Source organism: Sphingobacterium mizutaii (assembly GCF_900187125.1).
GTDB classification, from domain to species: Bacteria; Bacteroidota; Bacteroidia; order Sphingobacteriales; family Sphingobacteriaceae; genus Sphingobacterium; species Sphingobacterium mizutaii.
In genome coordinates, this window is the sequence record NZ_LT906468.1 from 3230015 (window position 1) to 3244510 (window position 14496).

Annotated in this window: 15 protein-coding genes; 12 read left to right on the plus strand and 3 right to left on the minus strand. The window is 42.0% G+C overall.

The window, feature by feature from the left end; all coding sequences use genetic code 11:
- Positions 1 to 9: 9 nt before the first annotated feature.
- The 7 genes from CKW03_RS14045 (at position 10) to CKW03_RS14075 (ending at position 6370) form a co-directional block, all read left to right on the plus strand.
- Positions 10 to 1104 (plus strand): DUF695 domain-containing protein, encoded by a 1095-nt coding sequence (locus CKW03_RS14045; RefSeq protein ID WP_093098047.1) that lies wholly within the window; start codon positions 10 to 12, stop codon positions 1102 to 1104.
- Positions 1105 to 1114: 10 nt separating this feature from the next.
- A complete protein-coding gene (locus CKW03_RS14050; protein WP_093098496.1) occupies positions 1115 to 1564 on the plus strand; it encodes a GNAT family N-acetyltransferase in 450 nt (149 codons plus the stop codon).
- A 192-nt stretch (positions 1565 to 1756) separates the two neighbouring features.
- Entirely contained in the window at positions 1757 to 2350 is a 594-nt protein-coding gene (locus CKW03_RS14055; protein WP_093098048.1) for a methyltransferase domain-containing protein, read from the plus strand.
- Positions 2343 to 2552, plus strand: a complete 210-nt coding sequence (locus CKW03_RS14060; protein WP_093098049.1) for a hypothetical protein — start codon at positions 2343 to 2345, stop codon at positions 2550 to 2552. Before CKW03_RS14055 ends, CKW03_RS14060 begins: the two co-directional genes overlap by 8 nt.
- 180 nt (positions 2553 to 2732) lie before the next feature.
- On the plus strand, positions 2733 to 3068 hold the full coding sequence (locus tag CKW03_RS14065; protein WP_093098050.1) for a hypothetical protein: 336 nt from the start codon (positions 2733 to 2735) through the stop codon (positions 3066 to 3068).
- A gap of 87 nt (positions 3069 to 3155) precedes the next feature.
- Positions 3156 to 4004, plus strand: a complete 849-nt coding sequence (locus CKW03_RS14070) for a DUF3347 domain-containing protein (RefSeq protein ID WP_157739532.1) — start codon at positions 3156 to 3158, stop codon at positions 4002 to 4004.
- Between the two features lie 44 nt (positions 4005 to 4048).
- Positions 4049 to 6370 (plus strand): multicopper oxidase domain-containing protein, encoded by a 2322-nt coding sequence (locus CKW03_RS14075; protein ID WP_093098053.1) that lies wholly within the window; start codon positions 4049 to 4051, stop codon positions 6368 to 6370.
- 54 nt (positions 6371 to 6424) lie between these two features.
- On the opposite strand, the gene CKW03_RS14080 is transcribed toward CKW03_RS14075, so the two are convergent.
- Both CKW03_RS14080 and CKW03_RS14085 read right to left on the minus strand, forming a co-directional pair.
- The gene (locus CKW03_RS14080) at positions 6425 to 7294 is read right to left on the minus strand and encodes a pirin family protein (RefSeq protein ID WP_093098055.1); all 870 of its coding nucleotides are present in this window, start codon (positions 7292 to 7294) and stop codon (positions 6425 to 6427) included.
- 150 nt (positions 7295 to 7444) lie between these two features.
- A complete protein-coding gene (locus tag CKW03_RS14085) occupies positions 7445 to 7891 on the minus strand; it encodes a DoxX family protein (RefSeq protein ID WP_093098056.1) in 447 nt (148 codons plus the stop codon).
- A 183-nt stretch (positions 7892 to 8074) separates the two neighbouring features.
- Between CKW03_RS14085 and CKW03_RS14090 the strand changes: the two genes are divergently transcribed.
- Genes CKW03_RS14090 through CKW03_RS14105 form a run of 4 tightly spaced genes read left to right on the plus strand, consistent with a single transcriptional unit; the run spans position 8075 to position 12824 of the window.
- On the plus strand, positions 8075 to 8860 hold the full coding sequence (locus tag CKW03_RS14090) for an N-formylglutamate amidohydrolase (RefSeq protein WP_157739534.1): 786 nt from the start codon (positions 8075 to 8077) through the stop codon (positions 8858 to 8860).
- Entirely contained in the window at positions 8847 to 10682 is a 1836-nt protein-coding gene (locus CKW03_RS14095) for a peptidase MATCAP family protein (protein ID WP_093098059.1), read from the plus strand. The genes CKW03_RS14090 and CKW03_RS14095 overlap by 14 nt, the downstream gene beginning before the upstream one ends.
- Positions 10683 to 10703: 21 nt before the next feature.
- Positions 10704 to 11711, plus strand: a complete 1008-nt coding sequence (locus CKW03_RS14100) for an ATP-grasp domain-containing protein (RefSeq protein ID WP_093098061.1) — start codon at positions 10704 to 10706, stop codon at positions 11709 to 11711.
- Positions 11712 to 11714: 3 nt separating this feature from the next.
- Complete coding sequence (locus CKW03_RS14105) at positions 11715 to 12824, plus strand: DUF5005 domain-containing protein (protein ID WP_093098062.1); 1110 nt, start codon at positions 11715 to 11717, stop codon at positions 12822 to 12824.
- On the opposite strand, the gene CKW03_RS14110 is transcribed toward CKW03_RS14105, so the two are convergent.
- Complete coding sequence (locus tag CKW03_RS14110) at positions 12825 to 13799, minus strand: YihY/virulence factor BrkB family protein (RefSeq protein WP_093098064.1); 975 nt, start codon at positions 13797 to 13799, stop codon at positions 12825 to 12827.
- Positions 13800 to 13929: 130 nt separating this feature from the next.
- Between CKW03_RS14110 and CKW03_RS20490 the strand changes: the two genes are divergently transcribed.
- On the plus strand, positions 13930 to 14097 hold the full coding sequence (locus tag CKW03_RS20490; RefSeq protein ID WP_157739536.1) for a hypothetical protein: 168 nt from the start codon (positions 13930 to 13932) through the stop codon (positions 14095 to 14097).
- The last annotated feature ends 399 nt before the right edge of the window (positions 14098 to 14496 follow it).

Genomic DNA, 14496 nt, shown 5'->3' on the forward strand with positions numbered 1-14496 from the left:
TCCATAAATATGAGCAGCGAAAAACCCACTTCATCTACCCATTTGATCAACAGCTATCATGAATTCTGGCATTGGTTCGAATCCCGAGCACAGGAATTCTATGATGTCATCAGATCGGGCAAGGATGTTGAAGAAAAGTTCATCAACATTTTTGCTCCAGAGTTGGACAGTGTGGAACCTAGGGTATTTTTCTTGGTCGGTATGGATAAGGATAAAAAGGCGGAACTGGTCTTTACCCCTGATGGTATCATCAAGAATGTGCTTTGGGCAGAAAAGATTGTCGCCGCTGCCCCTGCTATAGACAACTGGAAATTTAGAGCTCTCAAGCCTGAGTCCAACAATGAAGACTTTGCCATCCGTATGCACGATCTGCAATTTGACAAAGAAAACATTAAGTTCTACCCTATCCTGCACGACAATTATCCGGATAAAATAGACCTGATGTTTGTTTATGATTCCTATCATGAAGAATCCAGGGAAGAAATCCTTAATGGCATCTTTATCTTTTTGGACAATTATCTAGGTGAGGAAACCATGATCCAATGTATAGATAAGATTGATGTCCGCGGTCCGCTAAACCTACAGGAAGAATTGATCCCTTTGAACAAATTAGTGGATTACATCAAATGGAGAGAGAAGGAATTTGTGGAGAAGTACCAGGATGTCAGACATGATTCCAGCGATGACCGTTTTTCAGGCTTTGAAGGAACGGTCGAAGGTGGCAAACCCATCCTATCGACTATTAACACTTCGGTCTTGGATTGGGACTATAAGGCTTCCCATCCTTGGATCTTGGTGATCATGAATGCTTATGATGCAGAAACGGAGGCTGGTTTCCCAAATCCGGAAACTTATGAGGACATCTCTAAATTTGAGGAAGACCTAGAAGCTGAGCTGCCTAGTATAGATGGCTATATCTTCTTGGGATCTGAAACAGTGGATGGTTTGAGGGAAACGTTTATTGCCTGTAGGGAGTTCAGAAAGGCTACGGAAGTGATGGAGAGATTGCTGCAGAAATACCAGAGCCAGCTGAACCTATCCTTTGATTTCTTTAAGGACAAATACTGGCAATCCTTTGAGCGTTATAGAATGGACTTACCCTAATAGCAGAACCATGGACAAATTCTCTATCCGTCGTTATCAGCCTGTTGATTTTCAGGAGGTCATTGGAGTATTCAATACCAATGTCCCAGATTTCTTTGATCCTTCGGAGACCCAGGACCTTTTTCATTATCTGGAACAAGAGATTGAAGATTACTTCGTCATTATCAAAGATGCCCAAATTGTGGGTGCCGGTGGTATCAACTATGATGCTGATGGAATCACTGCTCGCCTTAGCTGGGATTTCTTGGACAGGAATATGCAACAAAACGGTGCCGGAACCATATTGACACAACATCGAATCTTACATGTGCAACAACTGCCCCATATCCAAAGATTGATCGTGAGGACTTCCCAAATGGCAGAAGGCTTTTACCAAAAGATGGGCTTTGAAGTCAAGGAAAGGCTTCCTGATTATTGGGCTAAGGGTTTTGACCTGGTAGTGATGGAATTCAAAGCCTAGCTAAGATCAAAACCGACATTTTTTTAGCTTCGGTATTCCTTTGAATACTTCTTGAGAAAATTTAATCCATTCTCGTCAATCCAACACGAAATAGCTATGTAACAAAAGATACAGAGCAATATAATATTAATCTACACTTTTGTGCTATTCTTTGTAAGAAATAAGGAGTAGCGTTCTTAAAAAAATCACTCAATGGAAACATCTTTAGATCAGAACTTCTGGAATGAGCGTTGGGAAAACCAACAGACTGGTTGGGATATTGGCTATGCATCTACTCCTATTGTGACCTTTATGGAAAGTTATCCAAACAAGGATGCGAGAATTTTGATTCCCGGATGTGGCAATGCCTATGAAGCGGCTTACCTCTTGGAACAAGGCTTTACAGACCTGACATTGATCGATATTGCTCCAAAGGCAATCGAGCAGGTACGGAAGCGGTTTAAGGATGAGCCCAACATCGAAATCATAGTAGGTGATTTCTTTGAACATGAAGGCAGGTATGACCTGATGCTGGAACAAACATTTTTCTGTGCGTTAGAGCCGAAACTCCGCCCTGACTATGTAAAAAAAGCTCATTCCCTATTAGGGGATAAAGGACAGATTGCAGGAGTATTGTTTGGAATCGAATTCGAAAAGCAAGGACCTCCATTTGGTGGTTCAGCTGAAGAGTATAAAGAACTATTTGAACCTTATTTCAGACTAGATAGAATGGAGCCATGCTACAATAGCATTGCACCAAGGAATGGATCGGAATTATTTATAAAATTGGAGAGAAAAAATGGATAAAGTAAAAATTTATTTGTCCCAATGGAATGTGATGCGTGTGTTGCGTTTGGTAATGGGTATCCTCATTATTATCCAAGGGGTTAAAGCAGAAATGTGGCTAATTGCCGGATTAGGAGTATTATTTACGATTTTACCTTTAATGAATATTGGAGGTTGTTCGGTAAATGGATCCTGCCAGGTGCCACCGAGAGAAAGAAGATAAAACATTCTCATATTAAAATAGCAAGGTATAATTAATAATAGTTAGTGATTATAGGCCCAGGTTCCCAACTTGGGCCTTCACTTTTATATTCTTTTGCTTTCTAAAAATTTTACATAGCTTTGTAAGTATCACATGATGACGAAGATAGTTTACATAATTTGTTTCACCCTAATTGCCCTGATGAGTCCTAAGCATACTGTTGCTTGTTCTGAACATCAGGAAAAGGCACCTATGGAAACAAGTTGCGATACTGATCAACATCATGCGACAAATGAACATGACTGCTGCGATACGGAAACTACTGATCATGCTGACAACAAAAAAGAGAACAGTACCTGTGGCGATAGCAATTGTTGCTGCCCTATGATGGCAAACCATAGCTGTTGCCTCTATTCCAATCCAGCATTCGAATTTCATTTCCATACCCCAGCCTACAAGGAGAAAATATCTACTTTATTGGTTTTCCTAGAAACCACTGGATATTCGTCAATTTTCATCCCTCCCAAAATAGCTTAATACATCAATAGAAAACCTTTTTGGTTTTAGAAAGTAATGGCAGGCCTCCGTTTGCCGGGTTATTTATATGTATTAAAATTTTTAAAGATGAAAAAGATATCCTTAATCTTAGGCCTAATCCTTGGTCTAGGTATAAATGCTAGTATAGCACAAATCAACAATGCAAAAACAGTATCGGTAGCCGTAAATGGTAACTGCGGAATGTGCAAAAAGACCATTGAGAGCAATGGATCGGAAGGCAAAATCTCGAAAGTATCATGGGATTCCAAACAGAAACAAGCTGAAATAACCTTTGACACCACCAAGACCAGCGAAGAGGCTGTTCTGAAGAAGATCGCACAGGCTGGTTATGACAATGCACAATTCAGGGCTCCAGATGATGTGTATGCAAACCTACATGAGTGTTGCAGATATGATAGAAGCCATGAAATCAAAGGTGGCCCACATGCCCAAATGAATCATAATGACATGCCAAAGGCAGCAGCCCAGCACGACGATGCAGAGCAGGCAAAAGGCTTAGCTCCTGTATTCCAGTCCTATCTTGGCTTAAAAGATGCTTTGGTAGGTAGCGACCAGAAAAAAGCAGCCCTTGCAGCCGAGAAATTAGGCCAGAGCATCCAAAAAGTGGATATGAAATCCCTTGCAGATGCTGAGCATACGCAATGGATGAAGCTAAAAGGAAGCTTGGAGAAAGCTTCTGAATCTATTGCAAAGGACAGCAAACTGGATGGCCAAAGGAATACCTTTATGGGCCTTTCCAACCATATGTACGAACTGGCAAAGACATCCAAATCTAGCCAAGGTCTTTATTGGCAATATTGCCCAATGGCAAACAACAATAAAGGCGCCCATTGGCTAAGCAAGGAAGAGGCCATCAAAAACCCTTATTACGGATCAAAAATGATGAGCTGCGGCGAGGTAAAAGAAAAAATCTAAAACCATTGCTGCAGAACTATTATTTTAAAACGTAAGAGGTAATCATGAGAGAACAAATCAAATACCTATTAATCTGTGCGTTTTTGCTATGCTCAACTGTTGGGTTTTCCCAAAAAGTTGTGCGCTACGACCTGAACGTTACAGACAGTATGGTAAACTATGCAGGTAAGAACCGGAGGGCGGTGGCAGTGAACGGTATGATCCCCATGCCTACGCTGACCTTCACCGAAGGTGATACTGCAGAAATACATGTACACAATAAGCTCAAGGAAGGGACTTCCCTCCATTGGCATGGGGTCTATCTACCGAATAAGGAAGATGGGGTTCCCTTCTTAACGCAGATGCCCATCGAGCCCAATAGCACCTTTACCTATCGCTTTCCTATCATCCAAGATGGAACCCACTGGTATCACAGCCATTCGGGGATGCAGGAGCAGATCGGTATGTACGGGGCGATGATCCTGAAGAAAAGACCTGACGACCCCAATTTCCGGAAAGGAATCGATGACCTTCCTGAGATCCCGGTAGTTTTAAGTGAATGGACCAATATGGACCCAGACAATGTTCATCGGATGCTCCACAATGCCAATGATTGGTTTGCCATCAAGAAAAATGCAACCCAGAGCTATGCAGAAGCAATCAAGGAAGGTCATTTCAAAACTAAGCTGACCAATGAATGGAAGCGTATGCTTGCCATGGATGTCAGTGATGTTTATTATGATCGATTCCTTTTGAATGGTGATTCAGAACAGACCTATTCCCAGTTCAAAGCTGGGGATAAGGTAAGGTTGAGGGTCATCAATGCTGGTGCTTCCTCCTATTTCTGGCTGACTTATGCAGGCGGAAAGATCACTGTAGTGGCCAATGACGGTAATGATGTAGAACCTGTGGAGGTGGACCGATTGATCGTCGGTGTATCAGAAACCTATGATATCGTGGTGACGATTCCCGAGGATGGATTCGCCTATGAATTCATGGCGACTCCAGAGGATAGAACCAATCATGTTTCCATGTATTTAGGTTCAGGAGTCAAGCAATTGGTCAGTCCTTTACCGAAGTTGAAATACTTCGAAGGAATGAAGATGATGAACGATATGATGAAAATGAATGGTGACCTGGATGATATGGGTATGAAGATGAGCCTCCAGAAAATGGACATGAATACCGTTATGTACCCCGAGATCCAAGATCAGAAAGGACATCAGGACCATCAAAACCATGGAGCTCATGATAGTTCAGCAATGAAGGAGGACCATTCTATGCACGATATGGAAAACAAAAATGAGCATGCTGCCGAACAGGATCATTCCGAAATGAAAGCTATGGACCATAGCCAACATGCAAGTTCCGATATCGTGACTTTAAATTATGGCATGCTGCGCTCTCCTACCAAGACCACACTCCCGAAAGACGCCAAAGTAAGGGAAATGAAGTTTGAGTTGACAGGGAACATGAACCGGTATGTTTGGAGCATGGACAATAAAGTCCTTGCTGAAAGCGACAAAATCTTGATAAAAGAGGGTGAAGTCCTGAGAATCATCTTATATAACAACTCCATGATGCGGCACCCCATGCACCTGCACGGTCATGACTTTAGGGTGATCAACGGCCAAGGAGAGTACGCTCCTTTAAAGAATGTCTTGGATATCATGCCTATGGAAACCGATACCATCGAATTCCTTTCCAATGTGGAAGGCGATTGGTTCTTCCATTGCCATATCCTTTACCATATGATGGCGGGGATGAACCGCGTGTTTAGCACCGAAGACCAACAGCCAAATCCTTATCTCCCCAATAAAGAATGGGCATATCGCGAATTGCAAAAAGAAAGCAATATGAAACATTTCATGATCCAAAATGATTTTGCGACCAATGGAAATGATGGGGAATTGATGCTACATAACACCCGGTATAGCCTGACCACAGAATGGCGACTGGGTTATTCCGACATGCATGGCTATGAAGTCGAGACCCATTTGGGCCGGTATATCGGTAAAATGCAATGGTTTATGCCGTTCATCGGTTTTGATTATCGCTATAGGCGTATGGACAAGCATGGTCCAGAAAAGAACATTTTCGGACAACGGAACAGCAAAAACGAAAGGGCATTACTATCTGCCGGTTTTACTTATATGCTTCCTATGCTGGTGCGATTCCAGGCAGAAGTGTATCATGATGGAAATGTACGATTGCAATTGATGCGTGAAGACATTCCAGTAACCAAAAGATTAAGAGCCGGAGTTATGGTCAATTCCGATCTAGAATATATGGGCGACCTGCGTTATATCCTGACCAAGAATCTCGGAATCCGAACACATTACGATTCGGATATGGGCTTCGGAGTCGGACTGTCGGTCAACTATTAAAAGCAACAAGGGTAGAACAAATGTTCTACCCTTGTTAATTTATCGAAGGAATTATTAATCTTCTAAATAACCGAATTTCCCAGTTTGGAAATCACGGAATGCTTGTTTGATTTCATCTTCGGTATTCATCACAAATGGACCATAAGCTGCAATAGGTTCATTGATGGGCAGACCGCTCAATACCAGTACCAATGCATCTTCTGTTGCTTCCACAGCTATCTTCTCACCATTGTTTTCAAACAGTACAAAATGATCCGTAGCAACATCCTGTCCATTGACTTTCACCGATCCTTCCAGAATCAACAAGCCTGTATTATAGTCAGCAGGAATGTCAAATTCCACTTTGGCAGTTGCTTTCAACTTAGCATTGAACAAATTCACAGGAGTAAATGTACTCGCAGCACCCTTCGTTCCTTTGAATTCTCCTGCTACCACTTCAACATATCCTAATCCACCGTCCACATCCACTTTTGGAATCGCATTATTTTCCAAAGCCTGATATTTGGGATCAGACATCTTGTGTTCAGCAGGCAGGTTTACCCATAACTGCACCATTTGGAATTCGCCACCATTCTTGCTCCATTCCGATTCATGGAATTCCTTGTGCAATACTCCGGAGGCTGCGGTCATCCACTGCACATCACCCTCGCCGATGATTCCACCACCGCCACTGCTGTCAGCATGCTCTACCCGGCCCTTATAGGCTAAGGTTACAGTTTCAAATCCGCGGTGTGGGTGAACTCCCACCCCTTTCGGAATCTCACTGGCTGGAAAGTTATATTTTGAGTTATAATCAAATACGATAAAGGGATCCATTCTCTGCATTGGAATCGCAGAAGGAATAAAACTATGTACTCTAAATCCGTCCCCTACAAAATGTGGCATTCCAGGTTTGATAATCCTTTCAATTTGTTTTTCTTTCATGGTATTCTCCTTTTTGGTAATACAAAGTTAACCCTTCCTTAATCTGAAAGCGTTGACCTATGGTAAGAAGTAATAGCCAAAAAATTAAGGCCTTGCGAGCAAGGCCTTTCCAATTAATACTAAGAAATCTTTATAGGTGCTTTCCACCTATTAAATTTGTCTTTTATAACCTGGCTTATCCATTGCTTTGTCCAGCGACATCGGTCCTGAACCTACGATCAAGAAATAGATAAGGAGTAAAAGTACCACTAGGGACAACCAAAATTCGGAATTCAAAAAGCTGAATCCATTCGTAATGTTCACAAAGAATACCGCCCCTATTAGGATTGGAATCTGTAAAGCTACCGCCAATCGGGTACACAATCCCAATGCGATGAATATCCCCCCAACTAGGTGGGCAAACACAACATAGTGGACAGCACTCCAAATGGACAATTGAAAATGTGTCTTCTCAATCAAAGTAGCAACTGAATCACGATCCATAATAAAGCTTATTCCTTTTGCAAAGATCAGAATTCCGAGAACAATCCTCATAAAATCGATCCATCTCGGATGATGGGCATCTCCCCAATGTTCAATGCGTTGAATTAGGTTCATAACAACCTCCTTTTTAACTGGTTATATAAATAAAACGCAGATTAAGACCCTGATATTATGTGATTTATTAATTTTTGTAAAATAAATACAATCCATCCTCTTCCTTAAAATCAATAAATCTATCCTAGTCCCACAGAAAACTAATTAATGGGTTTGTTGTTCATTAAGGTAGAAAAGATATTTATGGCAAAATTCACTAAGTATTTCATTAAAAGAATAGATAGCCCATTTTGGGCCTTTGCAATTCATGACGGACAGCAGATCGATCCTTTTATTGATCCATATATCAATCTCAAGGAGGACGAAAGACTGCGTGAGGAGGATCCATTTACTGCTGTAATGGCTGAATTACCGATGAATCAGTTTATCGTCGGCTCCTCTCGGTTCCAACTTGATCTCAACCGAAAACTTGAAGATTCGGTATACCTACGTCCTGATCAAGCTTGGGGCTTAGAGGTCTGGAAAGATAGTCTACCTGAAAATATTGTTACAGAACTCTACCTAGATCATAAAAATATCTATCAAGAAATCGAGGAACAGATCCAAGAGACCATTGACCAATATGGCTATTTTGTAGTGTATGATATCCATAGCTATAATGCCAAAAGAAACGGACCTCAGGAAGAAGTCGACTCCGAAAGCAATCCGCAAATCAACCTTGGCACAGCCTATATCGAGCCGAAATGGCGCCCTCTGATCGATCAATTGACTGCATTCATCAGCAAGGAAAACCTGTATGAGGGACCTATTGATATTCGAGAAAACATTAAATTTAAGGGAGGATACTTATCCCAACTGATCAACAAAAAGTTTGGAGAATACGGTTGTGTGGTTTCATTCGAGTTCCGAAAGGATTTCATGGATGAATGGACCGGTGCTCCAGACCTTCCTCGGGTAGTCTCCTGCAAACAGCTTCTAATGAACTCAATCCAGGTCTTAAATCAGTATTTTAAAAATGACTCCAGATAAGAACAAACCCCTATTAAGAATCTTAAACGCAATAAATAAGCGGAATGCAATCCATTACCAGATTCCAAACGTAGGCAAGTTCATCTTCAATAAAATTGTCCCTTATATCTTTATTTATAGAGTGCCCAACGCAGAAAAAAGGGATAAGATGTTGGTGGACCTAGCCAAAACTGAAAATGCCAGCATCGTATGTCGATCCAAGGAGTTTGATCTGGAGGAATGGATAAAGCCTATTTCGCATCGTCTTGCAGAAGAGTTCGGTGCCTGTCTTTTGGTCGAGGCATGGACGGCAGAACCAGGACAGAAGGAAGACATCATGGTCCACGTTGGTCAGAAGGATATGCTGCCCTTAGCGGAATATTTCCAGAAGAACATCAAAAAGGAAGCCCGCGAAATCAATATCTCCTTGGCAAAGGACCTCAATATACCGCAGCCTTTGGATGTACCTGCCCTGTTCAGCAAGAAGGAATTGCAGAACCGACAGATCCTCTACATGGGGCTTTCCATTAAGCAGAATTATATCGAGGATGAAGATCAGGTCCTACCTATCCTGATGCGCTTATATCGCGAAACCTTAGCTAAGTCCCTTTCCAGACTTTTCTTTGAGTTCCTGCGCGTCTATACCCATTTAAATGCCACCGCACAAAGGCTCAACTTCCATCAGGAACTGACTCCTTTGATGATCGATATCGATAAATCCTTGGCACAGGAAAGCACCAAATTCGATTTCCTATTGATGGTCACTCCATTGAATGCCCATGAAGCCTGGCTGCAGTTCAAAAAAGATAAGTTCTGGAAAACGCCCAAGTTCCTATACCGACCTATGCACATCGACCCTGATTTGGTCAAGCGCAGGCTGTACAATCTACGTATTGAAGATATCTACGACCCGACCATGGCCTACATCTTTAGGGATAAGCGGACAGAATTGGACTCCATGGTCAGCATGATTGCCGACCGTGGCAAAGAGGACTTCCTACATGGCAGTCTTCAGGTCTTTGGCAACGTCTCAGAGAAGCTATACAAATCAGCAATGGCCATTCTGATGGTGACCGAACCTGAGGAACCCATCAAAAAAAGTGATGATTATATCTCAGCTAATGAGTTCGCAAAACTGGCTAGGGACGAAATCAAGTTCCTTCAGAGGCAGAACGTGGAATTCAACAGTCCTGTCCGTGTTCGGGAAGATATCTCCGGAGTGATGGTCAACCGTGGCGTCCTAAACATCAGCAAGGAATACCGCTTGACCCGCAAGCGTGCCGAAGCCTTGATCCAACATGAGATTGGCACACATGTGGTCACCTATTTCAATGGTCGGCAACAACCCTTGAGCATCTTCAGCCTTGGGGTACCTGGATATGAAGAACTCCAAGAAGGACTTGCCGTACTCGCAGAATATATCGTAGGCGGATTGAACAACGACCGTCTCCGCATTATCGCCGCAAGGGTAATTGCAGTGCAGAACATGCTTTTGGGAAATTCATTTATCGATACCTTCAACATGCTGGTCGAGCAATATAGCTTCCAGCCAGAAACAGCCTTCCAGATCGTTATGCGCGTTTATCGTGGTGGCGGCCTGACCAAGGATGCACTCTACCTAAAAGGGATCATGGAACTTTTGAATTACCTAAAGGATGGGAATAATGTACATCTGCTGATGATGGGAAAAATCCGCAAGGATTACCTGCCCATTATCAAGGATCTCCTGCAAAAGGAGATCTTGATCCCTCCTGCCATCACACCGCGCTATCTTTTCCCAGAGTTCAGTCCCCAATGGAAGGACGTCAAAAGGAAAGGAAGCATCTTTAAATTAATCCAATAAGTAATTTTTTCAACAACATATATGAAAATAGCGATCTTAATCAACCAGTCTCACAAAGAAGAGGAAAAATTTACGACGACCATGCTGGCCCTCAAAGCCCTTGAAAGAGGACATTCCGTTCTTTACATTGGCTTGGCCGATTTTGTTTATGAGGACGAACAGACCGTCTTGGCGCATTGCAGGGTCATAAAGCCCGAACATGGCCTAACCAATGGAGCAGATTTTGTAAAATACCTGAAAGATGCAGAAAAGACATTGGTAGACCTTGGCGAGATTGATGTCCTTTGGTTAAGGTTCGACCCTACCTTGGATATGCTCAACAGACCTTGGGCGGCAGCTGCAGGTATACAATTCGCACAGATTGTCAAAAAGAATGGCCGTTATGTCATCAATGACCCAGATTATCTGGTCCAAGCCAACAACAAACTCTATCTCGAGAATTTCCCCAAATCGGTACGTCCGAAAACCTTGGTCACCAGAAACCATGATGATGTGCTCCGGTTCTTGGAGGAACAAAAGGATAAGATCATCCTGAAGCCATTGAAAGGTTCAGGTGGTAAGAATGTCTTTATGATCGATTACAAAGAACGGCAGAATCTCAAACAAACTGTAGAGGCCATCGCAAGGGATGGTTATGTCATCGCGCAGGAATATCTACCTGAAGCAAAAAAAGGCGATATTAGATTCTTTATGATGGATGGTGAACCTTTGATCGTCGATGGCAAATATGCCGCCGTCAGGAGGGTGCAAAAAGAAGATGAAATCCGTAGCAATATCCACCAAGGTGCAAAACCTGAGGAAGCGATCATTGATGAAAACATCTTAAACCTAGTAGGTCAGGTATCACAGCAATTAAAGGATGACAACATGTACCTGGTAGGCTTGGATATCGTAGGCGATAAGATCATGGAGGTGAATGTATTCAGTCCAGGGGCTTTATACCATGCATCGAAGATTCTGAACAAAGACTTTGCAAATGCCATTATCATGGATTTAGAGAAAAAAGTAAAGGATTTTTACAATAAATAATTAATGAGAAAGCTTGTTCCATGGAGCCTTTTCCTCCTGATTTTCGCGACCATTAACGAAGTGGAGGCTTTTCAGGTAGACGTAAAAGATACCATTGCGGTAGATTCTGCATTTACAGACCTGCTGTTGCCTGCAAACCCAATTGGGATATCAGGAGCAGATGGAAGCATTTCAATTGATCTGGGCCAAGGAAAATCGCTCTTCCTCTGGGGAGACTCCTTCCTTGGTCCCATTAAGGATAATATCCGCCAATCCCCATCTAAGTTTATCTTAGGAAATACAGCAACTTTATACAGCAAAGACTCCATTCAAAGTCTATATTCTGGAAATTTTGAGCAGCCCAGTTCTTTTATTGATGTGAAAGATGAAGAGCGAGGCAAATATTGGTATTGGCCTGGTGATGCCCTGCTTAATAAGAAGCATCTGCTCGTATTCATGGCCAAATACAGCAAAAAGGCAAATGAAAAAGGTCCTTTTGCTTTCCAATACGAAGGCTGTGACTTTCTACTCCTAGACTCCAAAAATTACCAAATTCTTCACCGTGCTCCATTTATTGATGCCAATAACCCCATACATTACGGACATGCCATAATCCGGAAAAATAACGAACTCTATATCTACGGCTCAAAAGCAGACAATAGCAAGTTCAAATCCGAACTGCATGTCATGCGTGCAAGGATCAAAGGGAATAAACTGGAAAGATTGGAATACTGGAATGGAAGCCAATGGGTAAAGGATGCTGATCAGAGCCAAGCCATCCAGGGAATAACGAGTATGGTATCCGAACAGTTCAGTGTTCGAGAGCTCAATGGGAAGATCGTCTTAGTGAACCAAGATCGGTATCAAATACCCGGAAAGATATATTCCTACACAGCTAATGATTTCCATGGACCTTTCAGCCAGGAGAAACTGCTCTATCAAATCAATGAACCCGAATTAAGAACAGATAGCCTATTTACCTACAATGCCATGTTCCATCCGCAGATCAGAAAGAATAACAAGGTTCTGATCAGCTATAATGTCAATACCTACAGTGAGCGACTTTGGTGGAAAAAAGCTTCCGTCTACCGTCCCAGGTTTATTTGGATACCTATAGACAGCATCTTAAATTGATTATTTTTCAATAACCTTTTCCTCCTCAGTTAGTGGCGCGGGGGGGATTTCACTGACATTCCTTTCTATTTCCTTCAGTTCAACATGTACAGCATACTCCGAAGGTTCTATGCTGATGCCATGGAATGTGGCAAATTCTCTTGTAAATATGGCTCCAAAATAAAGGATGGCAGCTGTATAATACACCCATAACAAGATCAGGACAATGGATGCTGCGGTGCCATAAGTGGATTCCGTATCGGAAGATTGCAAGTAAAAACCGATCCCAAACCGACCGATAGCAAAAAGGATAGCCGTAAAAAAGGCTCCAGCTTTTACAGGTCGCCAGCCAATGTTCACATCTGGCAACACCTTAAAGATCACAGCAAAGAGAATAAAGGTAATCCCGAAGGTCAGGGCAAAATTGATCGCGTCCATCACATAGACGGTCATATCGGGGAAAAACCGCAATAATCTATCCGTAAAGGCCAGGATAATACCATTGACAACCAAAGTCACGACCAATAAGAATCCTAATCCAATGATCAAGGAAGAAGACAGCAAACGGTCCATAATAAGCTTTAACCAGCCCTTTTTAGGCTTTGCCTTCACATGCCAGATCTTGTTTATCGAGTTTTGCATATCTCCAAAAACCGTCGTGGCACCGATGATCAAGGTCACAATACTGACGATCATCGCCAGATTGGATTTACCGGAAAGGCTCAGGTTCTTGATTACATCTTGGATCTGACGGGCAGCGGTCAAGCCGACCAGCTCATTCAATTCAGAAAACAACTTGCCTTTGATGGCATCCTCTCCATAGAAGATCCCTGCAAGGGAAATCATCAAAACCAATATGGGACCAAGGGAAAATATCGTATAATAAGCTAGTGATGCACTGTACTTCATACTGTCCTCATTCATAAATCCCATGACAGTATTCTTTAATATTTGAAAAGTATCCTTAAAAAAACCTTTGCTCTTTTGTTTTTCCATAAATTATAGTTGCTCTCTACCTGTTACAAACAGCCATGAAATTAAAATGTTTGCTGATGCAACCAACAATTGTAAGAACATAAACTAGCCTGCCTTGTTCTATCCATAGTAAATTTTAAAAACGATCATCATGAGTAAACAGAAAGAAACAAGACCAGAAGATTTAGAAAAAGACAAAACCGAACAACCTCGGGAGGAAAATGAAAAGGTGCAATCCGATACTGGGAAACGTCCCGAAGGTGACACCAATCCCCTACCTCCTAACCCGAATAAGGTCGATGACCACGATGGAGATTAAAAAAATGGAAAAATTAAACGGCCTAGATCCTTGCGGATTCAGGCCGTTAGCATAATAGTTAGTGTGTGTGATTTTTCAATATCTCGATCCAAAAACCGCTTTCAAATTTAATACGATTCGTTGGAGGAATTTGCTTGCTACCAAGTACGGTAAAATTCACGATAGAAGGATATAATTCTAAAAAAAGTAAATGCTTTCCATGGTCTCAAAAAAACACAAAACAGCCTTAATCATAAAATAAACATAGATTTTACAGCATTTAAATTATATGTTTAACCATTGACTTTTCCATAAATTTCCATCGTTTTCTAAGCCATTTACAGCCAAATCAGTGGCTAATTTTTCCCTATTATCCATAAAAAAGGCCTGAAACGAATTCCAGGCCTTTGGTATTTAGAA

What these genes read in the sequence shown, in the direction of transcription:
- CKW03_RS14060 (WP_093098049.1), top strand. Translation starts at nt 2,343, where the DNA reads ATGGATAAAGTAAAAATTTATTTGTCCCAATGGAATGTGATGCGTGTG.
- CKW03_RS14045 (WP_093098047.1), top strand. Translation starts at nt 10, where the DNA reads ATGAGCAGCGAAAAACCCACTTCATCTACCCATTTGATCAACAGCTAT.
- CKW03_RS14110 (WP_093098064.1), bottom strand. Translation starts at nt 13,799, where the DNA reads ATGGAAAAACAAAAGAGCAAAGGTTTTTTTAAGGATACTTTTCAAATA.
- CKW03_RS14085 (WP_093098056.1), bottom strand. Translation starts at nt 7,891, where the DNA reads ATGAACCTAATTCAACGCATTGAACATTGGGGAGATGCCCATCATCCG.
- CKW03_RS14080 (WP_093098055.1), bottom strand. Translation starts at nt 7,294, where the DNA reads ATGAAAGAAAAACAAATTGAAAGGATTATCAAACCTGGAATGCCACAT.
- CKW03_RS14065 (WP_093098050.1), top strand. Translation starts at nt 2,733, where the DNA reads ATGAGTCCTAAGCATACTGTTGCTTGTTCTGAACATCAGGAAAAGGCA.
- CKW03_RS14090 (WP_157739534.1), top strand. Translation starts at nt 8,075, where the DNA reads ATGGCAAAATTCACTAAGTATTTCATTAAAAGAATAGATAGCCCATTT.
- CKW03_RS14095 (WP_093098059.1), top strand. Translation starts at nt 8,847, where the DNA reads ATGACTCCAGATAAGAACAAACCCCTATTAAGAATCTTAAACGCAATA.
- CKW03_RS20490 (WP_157739536.1), top strand. Translation starts at nt 13,930, where the DNA reads ATGAGTAAACAGAAAGAAACAAGACCAGAAGATTTAGAAAAAGACAAA.
- CKW03_RS14105 (WP_093098062.1), top strand. Translation starts at nt 11,715, where the DNA reads ATGAGAAAGCTTGTTCCATGGAGCCTTTTCCTCCTGATTTTCGCGACC.
- CKW03_RS14075 (WP_093098053.1), top strand. Translation starts at nt 4,049, where the DNA reads ATGAGAGAACAAATCAAATACCTATTAATCTGTGCGTTTTTGCTATGC.
- CKW03_RS14070 (WP_157739532.1), top strand. Translation starts at nt 3,156, where the DNA reads ATGAAAAAGATATCCTTAATCTTAGGCCTAATCCTTGGTCTAGGTATA.
- CKW03_RS14100 (WP_093098061.1), top strand. Translation starts at nt 10,704, where the DNA reads ATGAAAATAGCGATCTTAATCAACCAGTCTCACAAAGAAGAGGAAAAA.
- CKW03_RS14050 (WP_093098496.1), top strand. Translation starts at nt 1,115, where the DNA reads ATGGACAAATTCTCTATCCGTCGTTATCAGCCTGTTGATTTTCAGGAG.
- CKW03_RS14055 (WP_093098048.1), top strand. Translation starts at nt 1,757, where the DNA reads ATGGAAACATCTTTAGATCAGAACTTCTGGAATGAGCGTTGGGAAAAC.